This window comes from Caballeronia zhejiangensis (genome assembly GCF_000698575.1).
In the GTDB taxonomy this organism is placed as follows: Bacteria; Pseudomonadota; Gammaproteobacteria; order Burkholderiales; family Burkholderiaceae; genus Caballeronia; species Caballeronia zhejiangensis.
Map to the genome: position 1 here is coordinate 180297 of NZ_JFHD01000008.1, position 23672 is coordinate 203968.

20 protein-coding genes are annotated in these 23672 nt (G+C 63.2%); 6 read left to right on the forward strand and 14 right to left on the reverse strand.

Annotated features, from left to right (window positions below):
- Positions 1–14 precede the first annotated feature (14 nt).
- Entirely contained in the window at positions 15–1622 is a 1608-nt protein-coding gene (locus BG60_RS13965) for a carboxyl transferase domain-containing protein (protein WP_008353771.1), read from the reverse strand.
- A gap of 10 nt (positions 1623–1632) precedes the next feature.
- Positions 1633–2814, reverse strand: a complete 1182-nt coding sequence (locus tag BG60_RS13970; RefSeq protein ID WP_008353773.1) for an isovaleryl-CoA dehydrogenase — start codon at positions 2812–2814, stop codon at positions 1633–1635.
- 163 nt (positions 2815–2977) lie between these two features.
- On the opposite strand from BG60_RS13970, the gene BG60_RS13975 reads away from it, so the two are divergent.
- Positions 2978–3712: a TetR/AcrR family transcriptional regulator gene (locus tag BG60_RS13975; RefSeq protein ID WP_008353774.1), complete on the forward strand. Its 735-nt coding sequence runs from the start codon at positions 2978–2980 to the stop codon at positions 3710–3712.
- Here BG60_RS13975 and BG60_RS13980 read toward each other — a convergent pair.
- Positions 3702–4598, reverse strand: a complete 897-nt coding sequence (locus BG60_RS13980) for a ferritin-like domain-containing protein (protein WP_008353775.1) — start codon at positions 4596–4598, stop codon at positions 3702–3704. The two genes, BG60_RS13975 and BG60_RS13980, sit on opposite strands and share 11 nt — an antisense overlap.
- Positions 4599–4684: 86 nt before the next feature.
- Positions 4685–6097 (reverse strand): MFS transporter, encoded by a 1413-nt coding sequence (locus BG60_RS13985; protein WP_034471865.1) that lies wholly within the window; start codon positions 6095–6097, stop codon positions 4685–4687.
- A gap of 374 nt (positions 6098–6471) precedes the next feature.
- Here BG60_RS13985 and BG60_RS13990 point away from each other — a divergent pair, with 374 nt between their 5' ends.
- A complete protein-coding gene (locus BG60_RS13990; RefSeq protein ID WP_008353777.1) occupies positions 6472–7266 on the forward strand; it encodes an ABC transporter substrate-binding protein in 795 nt (264 codons plus the stop codon).
- A 199-nt stretch (positions 7267–7465) separates the two neighbouring features.
- A complete protein-coding gene (locus tag BG60_RS13995) occupies positions 7466–8581 on the forward strand; it encodes a succinylglutamate desuccinylase/aspartoacylase family protein (protein WP_008353778.1) in 1116 nt (371 codons plus the stop codon).
- Positions 8582–8596: 15 nt separating this feature from the next.
- On the opposite strand, the gene BG60_RS14000 is transcribed toward BG60_RS13995, so the two are convergent.
- Positions 8597–8965 carry a nuclear transport factor 2 family protein gene (locus tag BG60_RS14000; protein ID WP_008353779.1) on the reverse strand — a complete coding sequence of 123 codons (369 nt, stop codon included), beginning with the start codon at positions 8963–8965 and terminating at the stop codon, positions 8597–8599.
- A gap of 240 nt (positions 8966–9205) precedes the next feature.
- Between BG60_RS14000 and BG60_RS14005 the strand changes: the two genes are divergently transcribed.
- Positions 9206–10402: a porin gene (locus tag BG60_RS14005; RefSeq protein ID WP_008353780.1), complete on the forward strand. Its 1197-nt coding sequence runs from the start codon at positions 9206–9208 to the stop codon at positions 10400–10402.
- A 60-nt stretch (positions 10403–10462) separates the two neighbouring features.
- On the opposite strand, the gene BG60_RS14010 is transcribed toward BG60_RS14005, so the two are convergent.
- The 4 genes from BG60_RS14010 to BG60_RS14025 form a co-directional block, all read right to left on the reverse strand.
- Positions 10463–12109: a bifunctional aspartate transaminase/aspartate 4-decarboxylase gene (locus tag BG60_RS14010; protein ID WP_008353781.1), complete on the reverse strand. Its 1647-nt coding sequence runs from the start codon at positions 12107–12109 to the stop codon at positions 10463–10465.
- 49 nt (positions 12110–12158) lie between these two features.
- Entirely contained in the window at positions 12159–13850 is a 1692-nt protein-coding gene (gene aspT, locus BG60_RS14015; RefSeq protein WP_008353783.1) for an aspartate-alanine antiporter, read from the reverse strand.
- 157 nt (positions 13851–14007) lie between these two features.
- The gene (locus BG60_RS14020; RefSeq protein ID WP_008353785.1) at positions 14008–15069 is read right to left on the reverse strand and encodes an alkene reductase; all 1062 of its coding nucleotides are present in this window, start codon (positions 15067–15069) and stop codon (positions 14008–14010) included.
- 54 nt (positions 15070–15123) lie between these two features.
- Positions 15124–15417, reverse strand: coding sequence for an ArsR/SmtB family transcription factor (locus BG60_RS14025; RefSeq protein ID WP_008353786.1), 294 nt, complete (start codon positions 15415–15417; stop codon positions 15124–15126).
- 186 nt (positions 15418–15603) lie between these two features.
- Here BG60_RS14025 and BG60_RS14030 point away from each other — a divergent pair, with 186 nt between their 5' ends.
- A complete protein-coding gene (locus tag BG60_RS14030; protein ID WP_008353787.1) occupies positions 15604–16011 on the forward strand; it encodes a DUF6232 family protein in 408 nt (135 codons plus the stop codon).
- Between the two features lie 110 nt (positions 16012–16121).
- The gene (locus BG60_RS14035) at positions 16122–16448 is read left to right on the forward strand and encodes a hypothetical protein (protein WP_008353788.1); all 327 of its coding nucleotides are present in this window, start codon (positions 16122–16124) and stop codon (positions 16446–16448) included.
- A gap of 8 nt (positions 16449–16456) precedes the next feature.
- On the opposite strand, the gene BG60_RS14040 is transcribed toward BG60_RS14035, so the two are convergent.
- The 5 genes from BG60_RS14040 to phnS form a co-directional block, all read right to left on the reverse strand.
- A complete protein-coding gene (locus BG60_RS14040; RefSeq protein WP_008353789.1) occupies positions 16457–18910 on the reverse strand; it encodes a glycogen/starch/alpha-glucan phosphorylase in 2454 nt (817 codons plus the stop codon).
- A gap of 245 nt (positions 18911–19155) precedes the next feature.
- Positions 19156–19974: a 2-aminoethylphosphonate ABC transport system, membrane component PhnV gene (gene phnV, locus BG60_RS14045; RefSeq protein WP_008353790.1), complete on the reverse strand. Its 819-nt coding sequence runs from the start codon at positions 19972–19974 to the stop codon at positions 19156–19158.
- 1 nt (position 19975) lies between these two features.
- Positions 19976–20917 (reverse strand): 2-aminoethylphosphonate ABC transporter permease subunit, encoded by a 942-nt coding sequence (locus BG60_RS14050; RefSeq protein WP_008353791.1) that lies wholly within the window; start codon positions 20915–20917, stop codon positions 19976–19978.
- Complete coding sequence (gene phnT / locus BG60_RS14055; protein ID WP_008353792.1) at positions 20895–21956, reverse strand: 2-aminoethylphosphonate ABC transport system ATP-binding subunit PhnT; 1062 nt, start codon at positions 21954–21956, stop codon at positions 20895–20897. The genes BG60_RS14050 and phnT overlap by 23 nt, the downstream gene beginning before the upstream one ends.
- The gene (gene phnS / locus BG60_RS14060) at positions 21956–23029 is read right to left on the reverse strand and encodes a 2-aminoethylphosphonate ABC transporter substrate-binding protein (protein ID WP_008353793.1); all 1074 of its coding nucleotides are present in this window, start codon (positions 23027–23029) and stop codon (positions 21956–21958) included. Before phnS ends, phnT begins: the two co-directional genes overlap by 1 nt.
- Between the last annotated feature and the right edge of the window lie 643 nt (positions 23030–23672).

The window sequence follows — 23672 nt, forward strand, 5'->3', positions numbered from 1 at the left end:
GTTACATCCCGAGGTCACATGCGGAACACGCCGAAGCGTGTTTCTTCGATAGGTGCGTTCATCGTCGCGGCCAATCCGAGGCCCAGAACGTCGCGGGTCTGCGCGGGATCGATCACGCCATCGTCCCACAGACGCGCGCTCGCGTAATACGGATGCCCTTGCACTTCGTATTGATCGCGGATCGGCGCCTTGAACGCTTCCTCGTCCTCCTTCGACCACGTGCCGCCCTTCTTCTCGATGCCGTCGCGCCGCACCGTCGCGAGCACGGACGCGGCCTGCTCGCCGCCCATCACCGAGATGCGCGCGTTCGGCCACATCCACAGAAAGCGCGGCGAATACGCGCGGCCGCACATGCCGTAATTGCCCGCGCCGAACGAGCCGCCGATGATCACCGTGAACTTCGGCACCTTGGCGGTCGCGACCGCCGTCACCATCTTGGCGCCGTTGCGCGCGATGCCTTCGTTCTCGTACTTGCGGCCGACCATGAAGCCCGTGATGTTCTGCAGGAACACGAGCGGAATCTTGCGTTGCGCGCACAGTTCGATGAAATGCGCGCCCTTCAAGGCGGATTCGCTGAAGAGAATGCCATTGTTCGCGACGATGCCGACCGGATGCCCCCAGATATGCGCGAAACCGCAGACGAGCGTCGTGCCGTAGCGCGCCTTGAATTCGTCGAAAGCGGAATCGTCGACGATGCGCGCGATCACTTCACGCACGTCGAAAGGCTTGCGCGTATCGACGGGAATCACGCCGTAGACGCTTTGCGGGTCATAGCGCGGCGGCAGCGGTTCTTTCAATGCGAGCGTCGGCGTCTTCACGCGATTCAGATTGCCGACGATGCTGCGCGCGATGCCGAGCGCATGCGCGTCGTTCTGCGCGAGATGATCGGCGACGCCGGACAGACGCGTATGGACATCGCCGCCGCCGAGATCTTCGGCGCTGACTTCTTCGCCCGTCGCGGCTTTCACCAACGGCGGACCGCCGAGAAAGATCGTGCCTTGATTCTTGACGATGATCGATTCATCGCTCATCGCGGGCACGTACGCGCCGCCCGCCGTGCACGAGCCCATCACCACGGCGATCTGCGCGATGCCTTGCGCCGACATGTTCGCCTGGTTGTAGAAGATGCGGCCGAAGTGATCGCGATCGGGAAACACGTCGTCCTGATTCGGCAGATTCGCGCCGCCCGAATCGACGAGATACACGCACGGCAGGCGGTTCTGCTCCGCTATTTCCTGCGCGCGCAAATGCTTCTTCACGGTGACGGGATAGTACGTGCCGCCCTTGACCGTCGCGTCGTTGCACACGACGACGCACTCCTGCCCCGCAATGCGCCCGATGCCGGTGATGATGCCCGCGCCGGGCGCGTCATCGTTGTACATACCGTACGCCGCGAGCTGCGACAGTTCGAGAAACGGCGTGCCCGGATCGAGCAGTTGCGCGATGCGATCGCGCGGCAGCAGCTTGTCGCGCGATACGTGCTTGTCGCGCGCGGCCGCGCCGCCGCCTTCCGCGATCTTGGCGATCTTCTCTTTGAGGTCCGCGACGAGCGCTTCGAGCGCCGCCGCGTTCGTGCGGAATTCCTCGCCGCGCGGATTCAGTTTCGATTCGATGATCGTCATGACGCGCGCCTCAAGCCGTCTCGGCGAACAGTTCGCGGCCGATCAGCATGCGGCGGATTTCGCTCGTGCCCGCGCCGATTTCATAGAGCTTCGCATCGCGCCACAGACGGCCGACCGGATATTCGTTGATGTAGCCGTTGCCCCCGAGCACCTGAATCGCTTCGCCCGCCATCCACGTCGCTTTTTCGGCGGTGTAGAGAATGACGCCCGCGCAGTCCTTGCGCACTTGCCGCACATGGTCCGAGCCGAGCGTATCGAGCTGACGGCCGACGGCGTAAAGATACGCGCGGCACGCTTGCAGCGTCGAGTACATGTCCGCGACCTTCCCCTGAATGAGCTGGAATTCGCCGATCGCCTGACCGAACTGCTTGCGATCGTGGATATACGGCACGACCGCGTCCATGCACGCGAGCATGATGCCGGTCGGCCCGCCCGCGAGCACCGCGCGCTCGTAGTCGAGGCCGCTCATCAGCACTTTCGTGCCGCCGTTCAGTTGACCGAGAATGTTCTCCTTCGGCACTTCGACGTTCTCGAACACGAGTTCGCCGGTATGCGAGCCGCGCATGCCGAGCTTGTCGAGCTTCTGCGCAACCGAAAAGCCTTTCATGCCCTTCTCGACGATGAACGCCGTGATGCCGCGCGGACCGGCTTCGATGTCCGTCTTCGCATACACGACGAGCGTGTCGCAATCCGGCCCGTTGGTGATCCACATCTTGGTGCCGTTGAGCACGTAGTGATCGCCCTTTTCCTCGGCGCGCAGCTTCATGCTGACGACGTCGGAGCCGGCGTTCGGCTCGCTCATCGCAAGTGCGCCGATATGCTCGCCGGACACGAGCTTCGGCAGATACTTGCGCTTTTGCACCTCGGTGCCATTGCGATGAATCTGGTTCACGCACAGATTCGAATGCGCGCCGTACGACAACCCGACCGACGCCGACGCCCGCGAAATCTCTTCCATCGCGATCATGTGCGCCGTATAGCCCATGTTCGCGCCGCCGTATTCCTCGGAGACCGTCATGCCGAGCACGCCGAGATCGCCGAATTTCTTCCAGAGATCCATCGGGAACTGATCGCTGTGATCGATCTCGCCCGCGCGCGGCGCGATTTCCTTCGCTGCGAAATTGGCGAGCGAGTCGCGCAACATGTCGATGTCTTCGCCCAACGCGAAATTCAGGCCGGGTACGTTGCTCATGGGTCGTCTCCTCCAGATGCGATGTTTTCGGTGCGTCCTGAAATATGAGCCTCACTCACACAGGACCACAAACCACGGAATGGGGCAATTTCACGCTCAAATCGCCTAGCCGTCAATAGATTTTTGAGCTACGCTCACATTTATTTCCCCACGTTTCCCGCCAATGTCGACGCAAACCACCGCCACCGGCCGCCGCGCGCCCGCCGGCGTCAAATCGCAGCAGCGCGTGAAGGACATCCTGCAGGCGGGGCGCGACGTCTTCGCCGAGAAAGGCTACGACGCCGCGACGAGCGCCGAGATCGCGCAGCGCGCGGGCATTTCGGAAGCGACGGTGTTCAGCTATTTCAGCGGCAAGCGCGAGTTGTGCGCGCGCGTCATCGCGGATTGGTACGACGAAATCATCGATGCCTTCGAGAGCGGCCTCCCGCGCGACGGCTCCGTGCGGCAGCAGTTCGCGTTCATCGTCAGAACGCACATGCGGCTGATGCTGATGAACGGCACCGGGTTGTGCGCGCTCGTGCTGTCCGAAGGCCGCACGAAGCAGCACGATCTCTCCGACACGCTGACCGAACTGCAGCGCCGCTACACCGCGCCGCTGATGGACGTGCTCGCGCGCGGCCAGGCGCTCGGCCACGTGCGCGCCGACATGCCGTTGCGTCTGTTGCGCTCGCTCGTTTTCGGGCCGATGGAGCACGTCCTGTGGGACGCGACGCTCGCGAAGCGCCGCCTGAGTCAGACTCAGATCGAGACGACGGCGAACGAATTGGTGGAAGTATTGTGGGCGGCGCTGCAGCCGCCGAACGCGCAGCTGGCGGCGCTCGCGCAGTTCCGGCAGGACGTCGAGGAAGCGTCGCGGCGCTTCGAAGCGAGCGCCGCGCGCGAGAAACCTACTTCTTGACGAAGCGCAGCGCGAGCCGCGCGAGTTTCGGCACGGTCGTCGGACGCAGCAGGCGCGCGTCGTAACCGCCCATGCGGCGATCATTTTCGGCGAGACACAGTTCGATCAGCGAGCGAACCGATACATCGCCCGCGACCGAATCGCCGACATTCGCCGGAAAGTTCGCATCCTGCGCCGCGCCGCTCTTGTCGAAGCCGCGCGCGAGCGAGATGCGGTCGCGAATCAGCGAAATCCACACGCTCGCGGTCTTGATCAGGAACCACGGCTTGCGATACCAAGGCAGACTCCGCCGATACCACGCGACCCAGTTCGCGAAAAACAGGATGTGCCGCGCCTCTTCCTGAATCACCGGCTCGAAGGTTTCGACGAGTTCCTCGGGAAAGTAACCCGATTGTCGCGCCGCCTCGAATAGGCCGAACGCGAAAAAACTGTCGATGCACTCGCTGTAACCCGTGAGCATCCACGCGCGCAATGCATCGTCGGGAGCGGGATACGGCGGTTCGGGCGCGAGCTCGATGCCATATGCCTCGACGAGCTTCGACAGCACCAGCTTGTGCCGCGCTTCCTCGCCGCCGTTCATGCGCAAGGCTTCGCGCAATTGCGGATCGCCGACGGTGCCCGCGTAGGTCGCGACGCGGATCGACGCGCGCCCTTCCGTCTGCACCGCGATATCCCAGATCGGCAGCGACGTCACGCGCTTCAACGCCGCGGGATCGAGCTTCGGCCAGTCGATGACGGCCGGCTTGTACGGATTGTGCGTCGTCAGCAACATCTCGCAGAACATGCGCTTGTGCAGGTCCGAACCGATCGGAATCTTCCCCGTCGACCGGTACGTCCAGTTGCGCATCGCATGATCTGCTTCCACCGGGTTGAGCGTGTCGGACATATTCGAATATTGGCCGCCGAATGGGTAGGTCCTGCGGATTTTGGCATACAGGGCGCTGACTCGCAGCATCATGCGCGCATTTTCGCCTATCGCGAGATTTTCTCCAGCGCGAGATCGCGCGTTCGCGGGCCCATGAAACCGATCGCGGCCATCACGATCAGCATCGCCGACGCGATGAACACGAACACGCCCGTCGTCCCGAAACCCTTCAGCACGCCCGCGATGATGAACGACGTGAAAATCGCGGAGAAACGGCTCCACGAATACACGAAACCGACGGCGCGCGCGCGGATGCTCGTCGGAAAGAGTTCGGTCTGATACGCGTGATAGCTGTACGACATGATGTTCGCGGAGAGCGTGAGGCCGACGCCCATCGCGATCAGAAACGCCGGGTTGCCCGACTGGCTGAAGGCCAGCCCGCAGACGATGTTGAGCGCGGCCATCGCGACGATCGCGGTCTTGCGCTCGATCCTGTCGGCAATGGCGAGCCCGATGATCGGTCCGACCGGCGCGGCGATCGCAATGATGCTCGAATACATCAGGCTCGACGTCACCGTGATGCCCTGCTTGACCAGCAGCGTCGGCACCCAGTTGGCGAAGCCGTAAAAACCGACCGTCTGAAATATGTTGAAGATGATCATCATCGCGGCGCGCTTGCCGTAGGGCGGCTTCCACATGTCGGCGAACGCGCCGCGCCGCTCCGCTGTCTCGACGGCGGGTTCGGGCGGCGGCAGCGGCTTGCCGTATTCGCGCGCGACTTTCTCTTCGAGCGCGCGCATCACGCGATCGGCTTCGTCGAGGCGTCCTTTCTGCGCGAGCCAGCGCGGGCTTTCGGGCAGCGTGCGGCGAATCCACCAGACGAAGAGCGCCCCGTGCGCGCCGATGATGACGACCCAGCGCCAGCCGTCGATGCCGAAGGGCGCGCGCGGCACGAGCAGATAGGCGAGAAACGCGACCACCGGCACCGCCATGAAACCGACCGCCTGCTCGCACGCGAACGCGCGCCCGCGGATGTGTTTCGGCGCGAGTTCGGAGATATACGTGCCGATCGTCACCAGTTCCACCCCGATGCCCACACCCGCGACGAAGCGCCAGATGTTCAGGCCGGTCGCCGTGTCCTGGAACGCCATGACGAGGTTGGCGCCGGTGTACCAGAGCAGCGAATACGTGAAGATCGCGCGCCGTCCGAAGCGGTCGGCGAGAAATCCGCAGGCGATCGTGCCGATGAAAAGCCCCGCGAACAGCGACGCGATAAAGCTCGCGACGCCCGTCATGCCGAAAAGTCCGCTGGTCGTCGGCGTGAGAATGCCGCTTTTGACGAGACCCGGCGCGACGTATCCGGAATACAGCAGATCGTAGAGCTCGAAGAAGAAACCGAGGCTCAAAAGGACGATGAGCGTCCAGACGGAGCGCGTGGCGGGCAGGCGATCGAGCCGGGCGGAAATGCTGCCGGCGGTGACGGGAAGCGCCTCTGCGTGTGCGCTGCGGGGTGTTGCCATCGGGGTGTCTCCTCATGAGGCGGGGTGCGCCGCGCGGCATCGCTGGCGCGGCGCGGTCGGACGAGGGACGAATTTTAACCGGGTGGGTAACATGAGCTGGAAGCTGAATCCCGTCGCCTCGTGCGTCACACCGATCGCCATCGGACTGCCGGGCTTCCGGAAGAACCATCCGCTCAGCCCCCGATACGAAGAAAAGCTCTAAAGCCCCGCTATCCGGGCTTTTACTAGCTCCCGAACTATTTTGGCTTGGTAACCTTCTGCCGATTCTGAACGGACACGATCCGCGGAATATCATGCTCTGGCGCCCAACGACGCGCCGGACGTCCGGTACGAGACCTTCCGGGCTGAACTGACCACCTTCTGGAGTTAAAACAGTGAAGAAACTGCTCGCGGCACTGACGATGTCCCTTCTCGCCGCCACGTCGCTCACCGCCGTCACGCCGGCGCTTGCGAAGGACTATTCGACGATCCGTTTCGGCGTCGACGCAAGCTATCCCCCGTTCGAGTCGAAGGGTTCCGACGGCAAGCTGGTCGGTTTCGACATCGATCTCGGCAATGAGATCTGCGCGCGCCTGAAGGCAAAGTGCGTGTGGGTGGAAAACGACTTCGACGGCATGATTCCCGCGCTCAAGGCGAAGAAGTTCGACGGCGTGCTTTCCTCGATGTCGATGACGCCGCAACGCGCCGAGCAGATCGCCTTCTCGAGCAAGCTCTTCAACACGCCGACGCGCCTCGTCGCGAAAAAGGGCAGCAACATCCTGCCGACGGCCGAAAGCCTGAAGGGCAAGAACGTGGGCGTCGAACAGGGCACGATCCAGGAAACCTACGCCAAGACCTACTGGGCGCCGAAGGGCGTGACGGTCACGCCGTACCAGAACCAGGACCAGGTCTATGCCGATCTGATCTCGGGCCGCCTGGACGCCGCGCTGCAAGACGCGGTGCAGGCTGAAATCGGCTTCCTGAAGACGCCGCGCGGCGCGGGCTACGACTTCGCCGGTCAAAACATCGACGATCCGAAGACGCTCGGCAACGGCGCGGGCATCGGTCTGCGCAAGGAAGACACCGATCTGAAGGCGAAGATCGACAAGGCTATCGCCGACATCATCAAGGACGGCACCTACAAGAAGCTCGAAAAGAAGTACTTCGACTTCGACGTGTACGGCAGCTAAGCCGCTCGCCACAAGCCACACCGGCTGACGAACGGGCTCCGCGCTCAAGGGCGCGGAGCCCGTTTGCTTTTCGGACAGCGGTTTCGGCGGCCGATTTCCGCTAAGATCGAACGTTCGAGACAGCGCCGACGGAAGGAGACGCCGCGGCGCGGAGCACTTTTCCGAGGCAAGACCGCGCACTCGCCTGCGCGCGACCAACATGCAAACCAGAACTCATTCCCTGATCTCGCCGACGCTCGGCACTTCCCGCAACATCACGAGTTTTCACTACGGCCCCGGCGGCGGCCAGAAAATCTACGTCCAGTCGTCGCTGCACGCGGACGAACTGCCCGGCATGCTCGTCGCATGGCGTCTGCGCCGCCAGCTCGCCGAATTCGAAGCGGCGGGCAAGCTGCGCGGCGAAGTCGTCATCGTGCCGGTGCCGAATCCGATCGGCCTGTCGCAACATCTGCACGGCACGCTGATGGGCCGCTTCGAGACCAACAGCGGCCACAACTTCAACCGCAATTTCCACGATCTCGCCGCGCTGATCGCGCCGCGCATCGAAGCGCGCCTCGGCAAGGACGCCGGCGCGAACAAGCTCGCCGTGCGCGCCGCGATGAAAGAAGCGCTCGACGAGCAGACGCCGCACACCGAGCTCGAATCGCAACGCCTCGCGCTGCAAAAGCTTTCCTTCGACGCCGATGTCGTGCTCGATCTGCACTGCGATCTCGACGCCGCGCTGCATCTCTACACCAATCCGGACATCTGGGACGAAGTCGAGCCGCTCGCGCGCTATCTCGATGCAAGAGCGTCGTTGCTCGCGCTGAATTCGGTCGGCAATCCGTTCGACGAAATCCACAGCTTCTGCTGGTCGGATTTGCGCCAGCGTTACGGCGAGCGCTTCCCGATTCCGAATGGCGGCATTTCGGTGACGGTCGAACTGCGCAGCCAGCACGACGTGTCCTACGAACTCGCGGATAAAGACGCGCAGGCCATCGTCAAGTATCTGATCCACCGCGGCGTGATCGACGCGCCCGTGCCCGAGCAGCCGCCGCTCGCGTATCCGGCGACGCCGCTCGCGGGCGCGGAGCCGATCGTCGCGCCGGCGTCGGGCGTGCTCGTGTTTCGCGCGCAAGTGGGCGCGTTCATCGAAGCGGGCGAGCCGATCGCCGATATCGTCGATCCCCTCACCGATGTCGTCACCACGCTCAAGTGCACGACCTCCGGCGTGATGTACGCGCGGCATATCACGCGCTTCGCGACGGCCGGGCTGGAAGTGGCGCGCATTGCGGGCGCGAAGGCCTATCGCACGGGCTCGCTGCTGTCGGCGTAAGCGTTTCGCGGCGGATCAGAACGGCGCGAGACAACATTGCGCCGCGACGATCTTCCACGCGCCGCCAATGTCGCCCCACGTTCGCGTGTAGCGCAAGCTGCCCGCGAACGGCGCGCCCGCGAACGTTCCCGAAAGCGTCACGCGCGTGACCGTCACGGCAAACGCGCCGTACACGCGCACGCTCTGATCCTCGACGTCCAGTTTCTCGATGCGCTGCATGCCGTAACGATGCCCGTTGAGATCGTCGGACTTCGTCCAGACCTTGCCGGTCGCATCGACGAAGCTGAGGTCGTCGGCCATTAGCGCATCGAGTGCGTCCACGTCCGATGCCAGCATCGCCTTCTTCAGGCGCTCCTCCAGTTCGCGGATTCCTTGCTCGTCCATGTTTTCGCTCGCGGTGACGGAACCGAGAGCATCGCATCGGACGCGCCGAATACACAAGCGCCGATATTTCGCCATCCCTGTTGCACGCGCGACACACCGCAAGGCGGCTGAAAGCACTGTCACATTTCTTTCTTTAGCGCCCGCTACATTTGCGCCCGTCGAACGCCACGCGCCATCAGAGCGCGACGCACTGCAGACACCGTCAACAACCACACCGCGAACCATCATACGGAGCTTGTTTTGAAGAAGAATCTCTTGGCGACCGCCGCGCTCGCCACCTTTGCCGCCCTCGCCGCCACGTCCGCGCAAGCGCAAAGCAGCGTAACGCTCTACGGCATCATCGACGCCGGCATCAGCTACGTGAACAACAGCACGCAAACCGCGACGCGCGCGGGCGATAAGCTCTTCAAGTACGACGACGGCGTCGCGCAAGGCAGCCGTTGGGGCCTGAAGGGTTCGGAAGACCTGGGTGGCGGCCTGAAGGCGATCTTCACGTTGGAGAACGGCTTCAATAGCGGCACCGGCACGCTCGGCCAGGGCGGCGCGCTGTTCGGCCGTCAGGCATACGTCGGTCTCGCGAAGAACGACGTCGGCTCGCTGACCTTCGGCCGTCAATATTCGTTCTCGACCGATTACCTCGGCAGCAACTATTCGATCGGCGGCCAGACGCTCGCGGGCAACTACGCGTATCACATGAACGACGTCGACCAGCTGACGTCGAGCCGCATCAACAACGCGGTCAAGTTCAGCAGCGCGAGCTTCTACGGCGTGACGTTCGGCGCGATGTACAGCTTCTCGAACCAGGCAGGCGCGTTCGCGGGCACGCCCAACACGACCGTCGGCACGACCACGACGGCGGGTTCGTCGCGCGCGTACAGCTTCGGCCTGAACTACAAGGCGGGTCCGTTCGGCATCGGCGCGGCGTACACCGACATCCGCTATCCGGCGGCATCGACGCCCGCGTTCAGCACGGCCGTCGCGAACATCCAGACGATGGGCACCGCGAACGCCGGCAAGGATCTGCGCACGTTCGGCGTCGGCGCGAACTACGCGTTCGGCGCGGCGACCGTGTTCGGCCTGTGGACCAACACGCTGTTCGAGCCGATCAACGGCGCGAGCTCCAAGCTCAACGCGTTCGATATCGGCGGCAAGTACAGCTTCACGTCGGCGCTGTCGGCCGGCCTCGGCTACTCGTACCTGAACATGACGGGCAACTCGAGCGGCCACTGGAACCAGGTCGACGCGAGCGTCGACTACGCGCTTTCCAAGCGCACCGATGTGTACGTGCTCGGCATCTATCAGAAGGCTTCGGGTTCGAACCGCGGCGTCGAGAATCAGGCGTCGATCGGTTCGTCGTCGTCGAGCTACTTCGGCACGTCGGGTCTGGGCGAAGACGATCAGCTTGCGTTCCGCATCGGCATCCGCCACAAGTTCTGAGCTTGCTTGCTGAGTTGACATGAGATCGGGCCGCCAGACGTATCGGGCGGCCCGATTTGTTTACCTCTTGTCGGACTTCTTGCCGACGGCCTTGTTATAGCGCTCGATGTACTCGTCCATCAGCTTGCGGATCGCGCGGCCGATCTGCATGTAGTCGCTCTCGTTCAGATTCGCGAGCGACACGCGCCCCGACGGATGCTGCGTGCCGAAGCCGCGCCCCGGCAGCAGCACGACACGCGCTTCTTTCGCGAGCCTGAAGAGCATCTCCGAAGGCTCCGTGTTCTTGATGACCCAGTCGACCAGTTCGCGGCCGTGCCTGCGCTCGCCGAGATATTCGATATCGAGGATCGTGTAGTAATCGACTTCGTTCTTGTCCTCTTCTTCGAGCGCGATGCCGATCTCGCGATACAGCGCCTGCTTGCGGCTGCGGATCAGGCGCTTCAACGCGTTCTTGTACGCGTCGGGCGTGTCCATCAGCGAGAAGAGCGAGAACAGCACCATCTGCACCTGCTGCGGCGTCGACAATCCCGCCGTGTGATTCAGCGCGACGGTACGGCTGTCCGCAACCAGCCGGTCGATGAACTTGAGCTTGTCGGGCTCCGTCGTGATCGATTCGTAGCGTTCGTGAAGCTCCGCCCGTTTGTCCTTCGGCAGCGCGGCGAGCTGCTTGTCGAGCACGTTGTCGCGATGCGTCGCGATCGCGCCGAGACGCCAGCCGGTCGCGCCGAAATACTTGGAATACGAATAAACGAGGATCGTGTTCTTCGGGCACAACGCGAACAGCGACACGAAATCGTCGGCGAAGGTGCCGTAGACGTCGTCGGTCAGAAGGATCAGATCGGGCCGCTCCTTCACGATCTCCGCGATGTATTCGAGGCTTTCGTCGTCCATCTTCACCGATGGCGGATTGCTCGGATTCACGAGGAAAAACGCCTTCACTTTCGGATCGCGCAGCTTGTCGAGCTCGGCCTTCGAGTATTGCCAGCCGCGGGCGACGTCCGCCTCCAGATTGACGACCTTCAGCTTGTAATCGTTCAGGCGCGGAATCTCGATGTACGGCGTGAAGATCGGGGTGCCGAGCGCGATCGTGTCGCCGGGCGCGATCAGGAAGTTCTCGCGCATCGTGTTGAAGATGTAGGTCATCGCGGCGGTGCCGCCTTCGACCGCGAAGACATCGAATTCGCCGACGAACGGATGCTTGCCGATCATCTCGCGCCGCAGATATTGCGCGACGATCTGCTCCGACAGCTTCAGCATGCGGTCCGGCACGGGATAGTTCGATCCGAGGATGCCTTCGCACATCTCATAGAGAAAGTCGCCCGCGTTCAGGCCCAGCTGATCGCGTACATACGACACCGCGCCCGCAAGAAACGCGATGCCCGGCACGCCCTTGTTCTCGCGCGCGAAAATCTCGAAGCGCTCTTCGAGCCCTTCGCGCTTCGGAAAACCGCCGACGCCTTCCGGCATGTACGCGAACGAGCGCTCGGACTCGCGCATCGCGAAGAGGCCGAGTTGCCAGAAACCGTGACGCGGTATCGTCGCGAGAAAGTTCGGATTGCCGCGCCCCGCATTGAGCATCGCGAGATTGGCCGGACGCTCGACCGCCCCGCCGCCCGCCGCCTTGATGAGCTCGTCCTTCAGCTCGAACGGGCTGAGCGCCGCCATGCCGGCGCGGTCGTTGGAACCCGATTTATCGGACTTTGCCATCCAACACCTCCAGAATTGATGATGGAAACAATGCGGCAGGAAGACCGCGTCACGTCAGCAGCATCACGATGACCATGCCCCAGATCGTGAGCAGCGTATTGCCGACCGCGTACGTCACCGTGTAGCCGAGGCCCGGCACCTGGCTTTTCGCGGCGTCGCAGATCATGCCGAGCGCGGCGGTGGTCGTGCGCGCGCCGGCGCAGATGCCGAGCAGGATCGCGGGATGAAATTTGAACACGTACTTCGCGATGTACATGCCGATGATGAGCGGCACCGCCGACGCAAAAATGCCCCACAGAAAGAGACTCACGCCGAGCTTCTGCAAGCCCGCGACGAAGCCCGGCCCCGCCGAAATCCCCACGACCGCGATAAAGACGTTCAGGCCGACTGAGTTCATGAACCAGATCGTCGGCGACGGAATGCGGCCGAACGTCGGATGGATCGCGCGCAGCCAGCCGAACACGATGCCCGCGATGAGCGCGCCGCCCGCCGTCGACAGCGTGAGCGGAATCGCGCCGACATGCAGCACGAGCGCGCCGATCAACGCGCCGAGCGTGATCGCGAGGCCGACGAACGCCATGTCGGCGGCGTCGGTCGGACGGTCGAGCACGCCGATCGCCTTCGCCGCCGCCGACGTGTCCTGCGTCCGGCCGACGAGCGTGATCGTGTCGCCGCGATGCAGCTTCGTGCTCGGCAGAATCGGTATCTGCGTTTCGGTCGCGCCGCGCTTGATCTTGCGCAGAAACACGCCGCGCGACGCGGGCATATGCGCGAGCTCCTGCAGCGTCTTGCCGTCGACGGCCTTGCTCGTCACGTAGATATCGACGCCTTCGATCGGCACGGCGAGCAGTTCGGCGTCGTCCACTTCGGTCGCGACGCCGCCGAGCAGATCGACGAGCAGCTCGCGCCGCCCGGAGACCGCGACGACATCGCCCGGTTGCAGCACGTCGTCGATCTTCGCTTCCTGAATGGTTCCGCCCCGCCGAATCCGCTCGATGAAGAGCCGCGCGCCTTCCGGCTCCAGCGCTTCGGCCTGCGCGACCGACATGCCCGCCGCGCGCCCGTGCTCGGCCACGCGATACGCGCGCAGTTCGAACTTGTGCCACGCCTGCCCCGCGCCGCCGAGATCGCCGCCGCCGCCGAGCGTCGCCTCGTATTCCTTGCAGGCCGCGACGAGGTCGATGTTGAGCAGCTTCGGCCCGAGCATCGCGAGAATCAGCGCGGAGCCGATCGTCCCGAAGATATAGGTCACGGCGTAGGCGGTCGGCATCGCGTCGAGCAGCGCCTTCGCCTGATCCGGCGGCAGGCCGAGCCGGTTGATGGCGTCGGTGGCAAGGCCCATCGAAGCGGAAATCGTCTGCGAGCCCGCGAACAGGCCCGCCGCCGAGCCGACGTCATAACCCGCGATCTTCGCCGCCGCGTAAGGCGCCGCGAGGCACAGCACGCACTGGATGACGGAGAAGATCGCCTGCGGCAAGCCGTCTTTCGCGATGCCGCGCACGAACTGCGGACCGACGCCGTAACCGACGGCGAACAGGAACATCAGAAAGAAGACCGATTTGACGTTCGACGAAATGGTGATGCCTAGTTGCCCGATGGCGATGGCCGCGAGCAAGGTCGCCGTCACGGCGCCGAGGCTGAAGCCGCGAAAGCTTTTTCCGCCGACCCAATAGCCGACGCCGAGCGACAGAAAGATGGCGATTTCAGGATAACTGCGCAGTGTTGCCGTAAGCCAGGACATAGGCACTCCTTTGCGGTATGAGCCGCTCGCACATCAGCGATGAAGGGAATGAATGATCCGAACGCCAGCAATACACTATTTGGTGCAGCTTTGAAACCATCAATGAAAACAGCGGCCGGAGCCGCTGTTTTCATCGAGACGCTAACTTCGACGCGTCTTATTCCGCCGTTTCGAGCAACGGGTAATCCGTATAGCCCTTCGCGCCCGGCGCATAGAACGTCGACGTGTCCCAGTTGTTGAGATCGGCATCGACTTCGAAGCGGCGCACCAGATCCGCATTCGCGATGAAGGGCTTGCCCCACGCGACGGCATCGGCGTCGCCGCGGGCGATGATCGCTTCGGCGCTGGCCTTCGTGAAGCCTTCGTTGGCGATATACACGCCGCCGAACGCCTTCTTCAATTGCGGCCCGAGGCTGTCGGCGGCTTCATGCTCGCGTGCCGCGATGAACGCGATCTTGCGGCGGCCCAGTTCACGCGCGACGTAACCGAAGGTCGCGGCGCGATCGCTGTCGCCCATCGTGTGCGAATCCGCGCGCGGTGCAAGATGCACGCCGACGCGATCCGCGCCCCAAACTTCGATAGCCTGATCGACGACTTCGAGCAGCAGGCGCGCACGATTTTCGATCGGGCCGCCGTAGGCGTCGGTACGCTTGTTCGTGCTGTCCTGCAGGAACTGGTCGAGCAGATAGCCGTTCGCGCCGTGCACTTCGACGCCGTCGAAGCCCGCGCGCTTCGCGTTTTCCGCGCCCTTGCGGTACGCCGCGACGACACCGGCGATTTCATCCAGTTCGAGCGCGCGCGGCGTCACGTACGGACGCTGCGGACGCACGAGGCTCACGTGTCCTCCCGCCGCGATCGCGCTCGGCGCGACCGGCAGTTCGCCATTCAAAAAGATCGGATCGGAAATGCGGCCGACGTGCCACAGTTGCAGGAAGATCTTGCCGCCCGCTTCGTGCACGGCCTTCGTGACGAGCTTCCAGCCTTCCACTTGCTCGTCGGACCAGATGCCCGGCGTGTCGGCATAGCCGACGCCTTGCGGCGTCACCGACGTCGCTTCGCTCAGAATCAGCCCCGCCGATGCGCGGTCTGCGTAGTACTGCGCCATCAACGCGTTCGGCACGCGTTCGACGCCCGCGCGCTGACGCGTGAGCGGCGCCATGATGATGCGGTTCTTCAACGTGAGTGCGCCAACTTTAAGCGGATCGAAAAGAGTCGACATGAATTGGATTCCTAATGAAATTGAAAGCAGACTTTCACCGAATGGCAAGCAAGCTCAGAGATTCCCGATGGAATCGCGAAACGCCTGAATGACCGCTTCGTCGCGCTTGAAGAACACCCACTGTCCAACGCGCTTCGTGGTGACGAGTCCGGCTTTGTGCAAGGTCGCGAGATGCGCCGAAACGGTGGACTGCGACATGCCGCAGCGCCCATCGATCTGACCCGCGCAAACGCCGTGCACGTGCGGCAATTCCTGATCAGGGAAATGCAGCTCGGGTTCCTTCAGCCATTCCAGAATCTCGCGGCGAAGGGGGTTGGCGAGGGCCTTGTGAATTGCGTCGATGTCCATTTCGTTGCTCGTGCGTCTGACGGACGGAACGTGCAGCCTGTTCCGAATCGTCTTGCTGCGAAGTATATATCGTAAATTTACGATATGCAAACCCCGCCGAATGCGTCGATGTGCGACATGCCGCCGCGCCGCGCCGTCTGGTACGCTCCCCGGTTTCATCGGCTGCAAGAAGACTGCACAACCCTTATGGATACTCCTTTCAATGAACGTGGCGTGACGCTTTCGCGCGCCGGACTCTCGGCGTCCGGTCAGATGATTCCGCTGCGCGATCTGCGCGCCGCGCGCGTCGTGATGATCCCGCGCCAGAAGCCTTTGCCGATCATCATCGCGCTGATCGGGCTGATCGTGCTCGGCGCGGGCATCTTCACCGGCTCGGGCGCGGCGCTCGTGCTCGGCGTGATGATCGTCGTCGTGGGTTATCTCACCTGGATCACGCAGGACGTGATCTATCAGTTGATGGTCGCGACGCCCGACGGCGAGCGCGAAGTGCTCATCACGAAGGATCAGGAATTCGCGGACAAGGTCGCGGCGCTCGTCGGCGAGGCGGTCGCGAAACATGCGGCGAGCGCAGGCGCGAAGTCATCGCAAGCCTGATCTTGATGCGCCGTTTACACGGCGGCGCGCTTCTTTAGCCCGGCCTTTAGGCGCGCGGCGCTAGAGTGCGGGCATCGCCACAACGAGCCGTCGCCGGACGGCTTCCATCGATGGATATCCGCACATTCGACTCGATCGCTCTTTCGCGCGTGGTCAACGGCGGCTCGCCGCGCCGCCGCGAAGCACGCCACTGCGTCGCGTTCGATCTCACCGTTCCGGGACTGGATTCGTCGGCCGCACGCGACATGCTCGCGTATGCGTTCGGCGCGGGCACGCAGGCTTATATCGTGGAGACGAGCCGCCTCCGCGATTGCACCACGCTCCATGTCGAGACCGATCGCGATGACATCAACGATGTCATCGGCACGCTCACCGCGCATTTTCCCAACGCAACGCTCGGCCGCGTGACGCGCATTACGCGCATCACACGGCGCTGAACGCGTCGTCAGGTGATCTGCAACGGCTCGACGTGCCAGATGTCGCGCGCATACTCCGCGATCGTGCGGTCCGACGAAAAAATGCCCATGCCCGCGACGTTCTCGATCGCGCTCCGCGTCCACGCATCCTTGTCGCGGTACTTGAGATCGACTTCGGTCTGCGTCTTGTCGAAGCTGTCGAAATCGGCGAGCACCATGTAGTGATCGCCCCAGTCCACGAGCGTATGGAAGATGTCGTAGAAACGGTGCGGCTCTTCCGGCGAGAAGTGCCCGAGTCGAATCTGGTCGAGCGCGACTTTGAGCTCCGCGTTTTCCTCGTAAATCTGCCGTGGCCGATAACCCGCCGCGCGCAACGATTCGATCTCGTCGGTCGTGTTGCCGAAGATGAAAATATTCTCGCGCCCCACGGCATCGCAGATCTCGATGTTCGCGCCATCGAGCGTGCCGATTGTCAGTGCGCCGTTCAACGCGAGCTTCATGTTGCCGGTGCCCGATGCTTCGGTGCCCGCCATCGAAATCTGCTCCGACAGATCCGCCGCCGGAATGATGAGCTCGGCCACGGAAACGCCGTAGTTCGGAATAAAGCCGACCTTCAGCCGATCGCCGATGAGCGGGTCCGTGTTGATCTTGCGGGACACATCGTTGATGAGCTTGATGATGTTCTTCGCCATCTTGTACGCGGACGCCGCCTTGCCCGCGAACATCACGACGCGCGGCGTCCAGTCCTGCTCCGGATTTTCGCGGATGCGGTTATAGCGCACGATCACATACAGGATGTTGAGCAATTGCCGCTTGTATTCGTGGATGCGCTTCACCTGCAGATCGAACAGCGCTTCCGGATTGATGATCGCGTTGGCGTCCCGTTTCGCGCGTTCCACGAGCCGCAGCTTGTTGGCGAACTTCGCATCGTGAAAGGCCTTGCAGAACTCCGGATCGTCGCGCCATTCGCGCAGCCTGCCAAGCTCGAAGAGATCGGTGCGCCAGCGCGGCCCGAGCCGCTTGTCGATCAGCGATGACAGCGACGGACTCGCCTGCGCGAGCCATCGGCGCGGCGTGATGCCGTTCGTCACGTTCGTGAAGCGCTCCGGATACATGCGCGCGAAGTCGGAGAAGATGTTCTGCACCATCAGTTGCGAGTGCAGCTTCGATACGCCGTTCACCTTGTGACTCGCGACGATCGCGAGATGCGCCATGCGCACGCGCCGCTGGCCGAATTCATCGACGAGCGAGATGCGCCGAATCAGCTCGACATCGCGCCCGAACTTCTCGGTGACTTGCTTCAGGAACTGCGCGTTGATCTCGAAGATGATCTCCAGATGCCGCGGCAGCAAGCGCGCGAGCATCTCGACGTCCCATGTTTCGAGCGCTTCGGGCATCAGCGTGTGATTCGTGTAGGAGAACATCTGCTGCACGAGCTTCCACGCCTTGTCCCACGGCAGATGATGCCGATCGACGAGCAGGCGCATCAGCTCCGGAATCGCGAGCACCGGATGCGTGTCGTTCAGATGCACGGCGACCTTTTCCGCGAGCCGACCGAAGTGCGTATGCGTGCGCTGATAGCGGCGTATCAGATCCTGCATCGTCGCGGAGACGAAGAAGTATTCCTGACGCAGACGCAACTCGCGTCCGGCCTGAGTCGAGTCGTCGGGATACAAGAGACGCGACACATGTTCCGATGTGTTCTTCGCCTCCACCGCGCGCCGATAGTCGCCCTGATTGAACGCGGAGAGATCGAACTCGTCGGTTGCGCGCGCGGACCACAGGCGCAGCGTGTTGGTGGCCGTTGTCGCGAAGCCGGGAATGACCGTGTCGTAGGCCATCGCGTTGACGTGCTCGGTGTCGATCCAGTCGGTGCGATCGTCATGTTGCACCGTGCGCCCGCCGAAATGCACGGTGTACACGACTTCGGGCCGCGGAAACTCCCACGGATTGCCCGCGCGCAGCCAGTAATCGGGCATCTCGACCTGATTGCCGTCGACGATCGTCTGACGGAACATCCCGTATTCGTAACGGATGCCATAGCCGAAGCCCGGCACGCCGACCGTCGCCATCGAATCGAGGAAACAGGCCGCAAGGCGTCCGAGGCCGCCATTGCCGAGCGCGGCGTCCGGCTCGAGTTCCTCGAGCGCCGCGAGATCGACGCCCAAGCCGGCGAGCGCATCGCGCACTTCGTCGTAGATGCCTAGCGCGAGCAGCGCATTGCTGAAAGTTCTGCCGATGAGAAATTCCATCGACAGATAGTAGACGCGTTTCACGTCCTGTTCGTATTGGAGCCGCGTGGTGCGCATCCAGCGCGCGACGAGACGATCCCGCACGGCCAGTTCAGCGGCGTGAAGCCAGTCCCGCGGCTGCGCGGTGACTGCATCCTTGCCGACGCCGTACATCAGGCGGTTCGAGATGGAGCGCCTGAGCGCATCGACGGTACTGTTGAGCTGGTCGAATTCCAGATCGACGGATGTCATCGAAACCTCCGGTGTTTGCAACATATGCAACGACCGCGAAAGCCTGACGGGAGTTCAATCCGGACGCACCGAATTGGCGCCCTGCCCCGGTCTGGCGGGTGCGGACGTGCCTGAACGTGCAGGTTACGCCAGTTTTATTTTTTTTGGTATGACAAGGCGGAAACGGAGAGCGGCCCGCAAATTGCTAACGAAGAGCTTGCGGGCACATGATGGCATCGATATTTAGTTCGGATTCCGTATGTTTGTCATGCGATGGAGCGGCGTGGCGCGCGTGCGGCGATCAGCAGAAGCGCCGCGAGCGATACGCCCAGCAGAATCAGCGAGAGCGCGGACGCCGGCAGATAGTAACCGCGATTCACCTGCCCGACGACGACGATCGGCACCGTCGCGAATCCGGGCGGATACACGGTGAGCGTCGCGCCAAGTTCGCCGAGCGAGAGCGCGAAACCGAGCGCGAGGCTCGCGCGGATCGCGGGCACGAGTTGCGGCAATACCACGCGCGAGAGCACCATGCGCGGCGGCGCGCCGAGACTCGCGGCGGCTTCGCGCAGCGTCGTGAGCTCGGGGCGCAGCGCCGCGGCGGCGCATCGATAACAGAACGGCAACACGAGCGCGAGTTGCACGAGCACGACGATTGCGGCCGATCCCGACAGATCGAGCGGACGCTTGTGATACGCGATCAACACGGCGAGCCCGAGGACGACGCTCGGCACGCCGCTGCCCATCATCGCGACGGCATCGACGAGTGCGCCGAGACCGCGCCGGTCGCGCCCTTCCAGCGCGAGCGCGAGCCAGAGTCCCAGCGCGGTGCCGAGAAACGCGACGCCCAGGCCGACTTCGAGACTCGTCGCGACCGCATCGAGATCGCTCGATGAAAGACGCGCGAACCAGCGCGTGGAAAAACCATCGGGCAGGATCGTGCCGGACCAGTGCGACGCGACGCTCGACAACGCGACGACGATCACCGGCAGCACGAAGAGCCAGAAGCACAGCAACGCGAAGAGGCCCGTGAACGCATGACGCAGGAGCGCGCGAGGTCTGAACGCAGCAGCGATGAGTTGCATGTCAGCGCTCTCCCGAACGGCGACTCGTTTGCCGATTCACGCGTCGATACAACGCATAGAGCGATAGCGACATCAACAGCATCACGACCGAACCCGCGGCCGCGGTGGCCAGATCGAGGTCGACGGTCGCGGCGCTGTAGATCGCGATCGGCAAGGTGATCAGATGTGCGCTGCCGAGCACGAGCAGAATGCCGAACTCGTTCAACGTCAGCAGAAAGCAGAGGATCGTGCCTGCCGCGATGCCCGGCCACGCGAGCGGCAAGACGACTTTCGTCGCGACCATCCAGCCATCGGCGCCGAGGCTCTTTGCGGCTTCGACGAGCCGCATGTCGAGCGTCGCATACGATGCGAGCGTCGGACGCACGACGAACGGCGCATAGAACACGACCTCCGCGAGAATCACGCCGCCGATGCCGAAAAGGAAATCGAGCGGCGGCGCATCGAGCGAAAAGATCCGCTGCAGACCGATGCTCACCGAACCTTGCGAGCCGTATAGAAAGATCAGCGTGAACGCGACCAGAAACGACGGAAACGCGACGAACAATTCCAGAAAACGCGTGAGCAGGCGCGCGAGCGCGAACGGCCTGAAGAACAGCATCGATGCGAGCGCGACGCCGAGCAACGAAGCGATGCTCGCGCTCGCGAAGAGAATACCGAGCGTCGTGCCGATCATCCCGCGCGTTTCGGGGTTGCTGAAGAACGCGCTGTACGCGTGCAGCGAGAAACCGTGCGGCCCGGTCACACTCGACATGACGAGGCGCGCGAGCGGATACACCACGAGCGGCCCGAGCACGACGACGAGAATGAAGAGCAGATGCCACCGCGCCTTGCGCTCGCGGCGTTGCGCTTCTTTGGCGTGCGCTGCGAATTGCGCGGAGAGATAGGCGTCGCAGATGCCGCGTTCGTCGCGCGCGACGCTGTCAGCGACGAACAAGGACGACATCGTCAGCCTCGAAGCGAAGGGAAACGCGCGCGCCCTTGTCCGGCATGCGCGAATGGCCGCGCTGCGTCGTCACGAGCACGGGCTCGCCGGGCAACGCATCGAGCGCAACGGAAATGGAAAGCGCCGCGCCATACCATTCGACGGACGCGATCGTGCCATGCAGATGGCCTTCTCCCAACGGCGCGATCGCGAATCGTTCGGGACGAATGCACGCGAGACGTTCGCGCTCGTCGTGCCGCGCATCGCCGACGGGATACACCACGCGCGGCGGCAGCAAATTCGCGGCACCGAGATAGCGCGCGACGAACGCATCGTTGGGCGCGTCGTACAGCTCGCGCGGCGCACCGAGTTGCGCGATGCGGCCATCGCGCATCAGCAGCGTGCGGTCGGAGAGCACGAGCGCATCGTCCTGATCGTGCGTCACGCAGACGATCGTCAGATTCGGCAAGCGCTCATGCAACGCCTTCAGCTCGCTGCGCACCGAAGCGCGCAGATTCGCATCGAGCGCCGAGAGCGGCTCGTCGAGCAGCAGCACGTCCGGCTCGATGACGAGTGCGCGCGCCAGCGCCACGCGCTGCTGCATGCCGCCGGAAAGCTGCGCGGGCATGACGTGACCGGCATCGGAAAGCTGCACGAGCTTGAGCGCATCGGCGACGCGTCGCGCGATCTCGCCCGTCTTCAGCTTGCGTGCGCGCAAGCCGAACGCGACGTTGTCGAACACCGAGAAATGCGGGAACAGCGCATAGCTTTGGAACAGCAGCCCGAGATTGCGCTGATGCGGCGGCACGTGCGTGAGATCGCGGCCCGCGACGGCGAGCGTGCCCGCGAGCGCATCGGCCTTCACGAAGCCGGCGATGAAGCGCAGCAGCGTGGTCTTGCCGCATCCGCTCCGGCCGAGCACGGTGAGGAATTCGCCGCGTTGGATCCGAAGCGAGAGATCGTCGAGCACGGTACGCGTGCCGAAGCGCACCGTCAGACGATCGATGTGCACGCCCGGCGTTTGATCGACGCCGAACGCTTCCTTGGGGACGGCGCTCATCAGGACTTCGGCTTGACGACGTCGGTCTGCTTGCCGGTGTTGCCGATCACTTCGGTCTTCCAGCGCTCGGTCCAGCCCGCCTTCTTCTGCATGACTTCGTTCCAGTCGACGGGAATGAGCTTCACGCCGGAGATCGCCTGCTTGACGGCTTCGCCGTTCTTGCCGGCGAGCGGCACGTCGGTGCGGCCGGGGATGCCGTAGATATCGGGCACTTTCGACTGCACATCCGACGACATCAGATAGTCGATGAGCTTCTTGCCCGCCGCCTGATTCGGTCCGCTCTTGATGAGGCCGATTGCATACGGAAGCTGGAATGTGCTCGGCGCTTCGCCTGCCTTGTGCGACAGGAAGAGCGGCTTGATGGAGAGACCGCCGTTCGCGGCATCGTCGAGGTCCATTTGCAGATCGCCGTTCGCGAATGCGATCTCGTTACGCGAGAGCAGCACGTCGAGATAGCCCGTGCCCTTCGTATGGAACTTCGCGTGTTGTTCGAGATCCTTCAGGTAATTGAAAGCCTGGTCTTCGCCCATCAGCGCGGACGTCAGGATGATGACGGCCATGCCGTCGCCTGCCGTGGCTGGATTCGAGTATGCGATCTTGCCGGAGTAGCTCGGATGCAGGAGATCGGCGAAGGTCTTGGGCGCGGTTTTCGTGACTTCGGGATTGATCGCGAACGAGAAATAGTTGTTCACGAAGGTGGCCCATGCGCCGTCTTTTTCCTTCGCGATGGCGGGCACGTTCTTGTAGTTCACGCTCTGATACGGCTGCAGCAGGCCGCCTTGTTGCGCTTGCTGGATGAACGGCGGCAGCGTGACGAGGACGTCTGCTTTCGGCGAATCCTTTTCGACGGTCGCGCGGTTCACCACTTCGCCGCTGCCCGCCGTGACGATGTTGACCTTCACGCCTTCCTTCTTTTCGAATGCGGGAAGCACGTCCTTGTAGAGATTCTCGAGGCCATCGGCGGTGTAGAGGACGACGGCGTCGGCGGCGTGAGCGGGCATCGCGGCAAGCAGAGCAAACGCGGCGGCGAACGCCGGCAGCACAGTGCGCGCGAAGCGGGAATCGCGGGTCATGGTGGTCTCTCGTGTCGGGGATCGATGAAGGTCGGGGGCGACCTTCGACCCGGAATATTGCAGAGATGTGTGACATCGACGTGAAGGCGCCACGGGTCGCCACGTATTTGCATATTTCGCCAAGGGGCTTGTGGTTTGTTTTTAGCTCTCTGCTTTTAGCTCTGTGCTTTTAGCTCTGTGCTTTTTGCCGGATCCCGTTATGGTGTCGGTCTATTAGCGTTGCCCCTGTGCGGGGCGGCACTCACTTTCTTTGCTGCTGCAAAGAAAGTAAGCAAAGAAAGCAGCTCGTCACGGCCCGCGGTCACACGCAATTTGGGTAGTTCTCTCGTCACAGGCGGCACTCGCCTTACGAGTGCCCTCAAACACCCAGTCGGGCTTGGCTCGCGCACGGTCTGCCGCCCGAAAACGTTAAGCGCGCTGGTTCAGCACGAAATAGCTTCGGCACAGCGCTACGCGCTGCCGCCGGGTCCGCAAGGGAAACCGGCGAGCGGCGAGTGCCGTGAGATGGAGACGTTAGTAGAGAAGCACATGCATCCCCGATGGACCGGTCGGCCGCGAAGCGGGCCGGAGCTATTTGGTGCTGAACCCGTTTGTTGTGTGGTGCGATGACACAGACCGTGCGCGAGCCAAGCCCGATTAGGTG

Bases quoted from the DNA above. Each gene is read 5' to 3' on its own strand.
- BG60_RS13965 (WP_008353771.1), bottom strand. From the start codon at position 1,622: ATGACGATCATCGAATCGAAACTGAATCCGCGCGGCGAGGAATTCCGC.
- BG60_RS13970 (WP_008353773.1), bottom strand. From the start codon at position 2,814: ATGAGCAACGTACCCGGCCTGAATTTCGCGTTGGGCGAAGACATCGAC.
- BG60_RS13975 (WP_008353774.1), top strand. From the start codon at position 2,978: ATGTCGACGCAAACCACCGCCACCGGCCGCCGCGCGCCCGCCGGCGTC.
- BG60_RS13980 (WP_008353775.1), bottom strand. From the start codon at position 4,598: ATGTCCGACACGCTCAACCCGGTGGAAGCAGATCATGCGATGCGCAAC.
- BG60_RS13985 (WP_034471865.1), bottom strand. From the start codon at position 6,097: ATGGCAACACCCCGCAGCGCACACGCAGAGGCGCTTCCCGTCACCGCC.
- BG60_RS13995 (WP_008353778.1), top strand. From the start codon at position 7,466: ATGCAAACCAGAACTCATTCCCTGATCTCGCCGACGCTCGGCACTTCC.
- BG60_RS14000 (WP_008353779.1), bottom strand. From the start codon at position 8,965: ATGGACGAGCAAGGAATCCGCGAACTGGAGGAGCGCCTGAAGAAGGCG.
- BG60_RS14010 (WP_008353781.1), bottom strand. From the start codon at position 12,109: ATGGCAAAGTCCGATAAATCGGGTTCCAACGACCGCGCCGGCATGGCG.
- aspT (WP_008353783.1), bottom strand. From the start codon at position 13,850: ATGTCCTGGCTTACGGCAACACTGCGCAGTTATCCTGAAATCGCCATC.
- BG60_RS14020 (WP_008353785.1), bottom strand. From the start codon at position 15,069: ATGTCGACTCTTTTCGATCCGCTTAAAGTTGGCGCACTCACGTTGAAG.
- BG60_RS14025 (WP_008353786.1), bottom strand. From the start codon at position 15,417: ATGGACATCGACGCAATTCACAAGGCCCTCGCCAACCCCCTTCGCCGC.
- BG60_RS14030 (WP_008353787.1), top strand. From the start codon at position 15,604: ATGGATACTCCTTTCAATGAACGTGGCGTGACGCTTTCGCGCGCCGGA.
- BG60_RS14035 (WP_008353788.1), top strand. From the start codon at position 16,122: ATGGATATCCGCACATTCGACTCGATCGCTCTTTCGCGCGTGGTCAAC.
- BG60_RS14040 (WP_008353789.1), bottom strand. From the start codon at position 18,910: ATGACATCCGTCGATCTGGAATTCGACCAGCTCAACAGTACCGTCGAT.
- phnV (WP_008353790.1), bottom strand. From the start codon at position 19,974: ATGCAACTCATCGCTGCTGCGTTCAGACCTCGCGCGCTCCTGCGTCAT.
- BG60_RS14050 (WP_008353791.1), bottom strand. From the start codon at position 20,917: ATGTCGTCCTTGTTCGTCGCTGACAGCGTCGCGCGCGACGAACGCGGC.
- phnT (WP_008353792.1), bottom strand. From the start codon at position 21,956: ATGAGCGCCGTCCCCAAGGAAGCGTTCGGCGTCGATCAAACGCCGGGC.
- phnS (WP_008353793.1), bottom strand. From the start codon at position 23,029: ATGACCCGCGATTCCCGCTTCGCGCGCACTGTGCTGCCGGCGTTCGCC.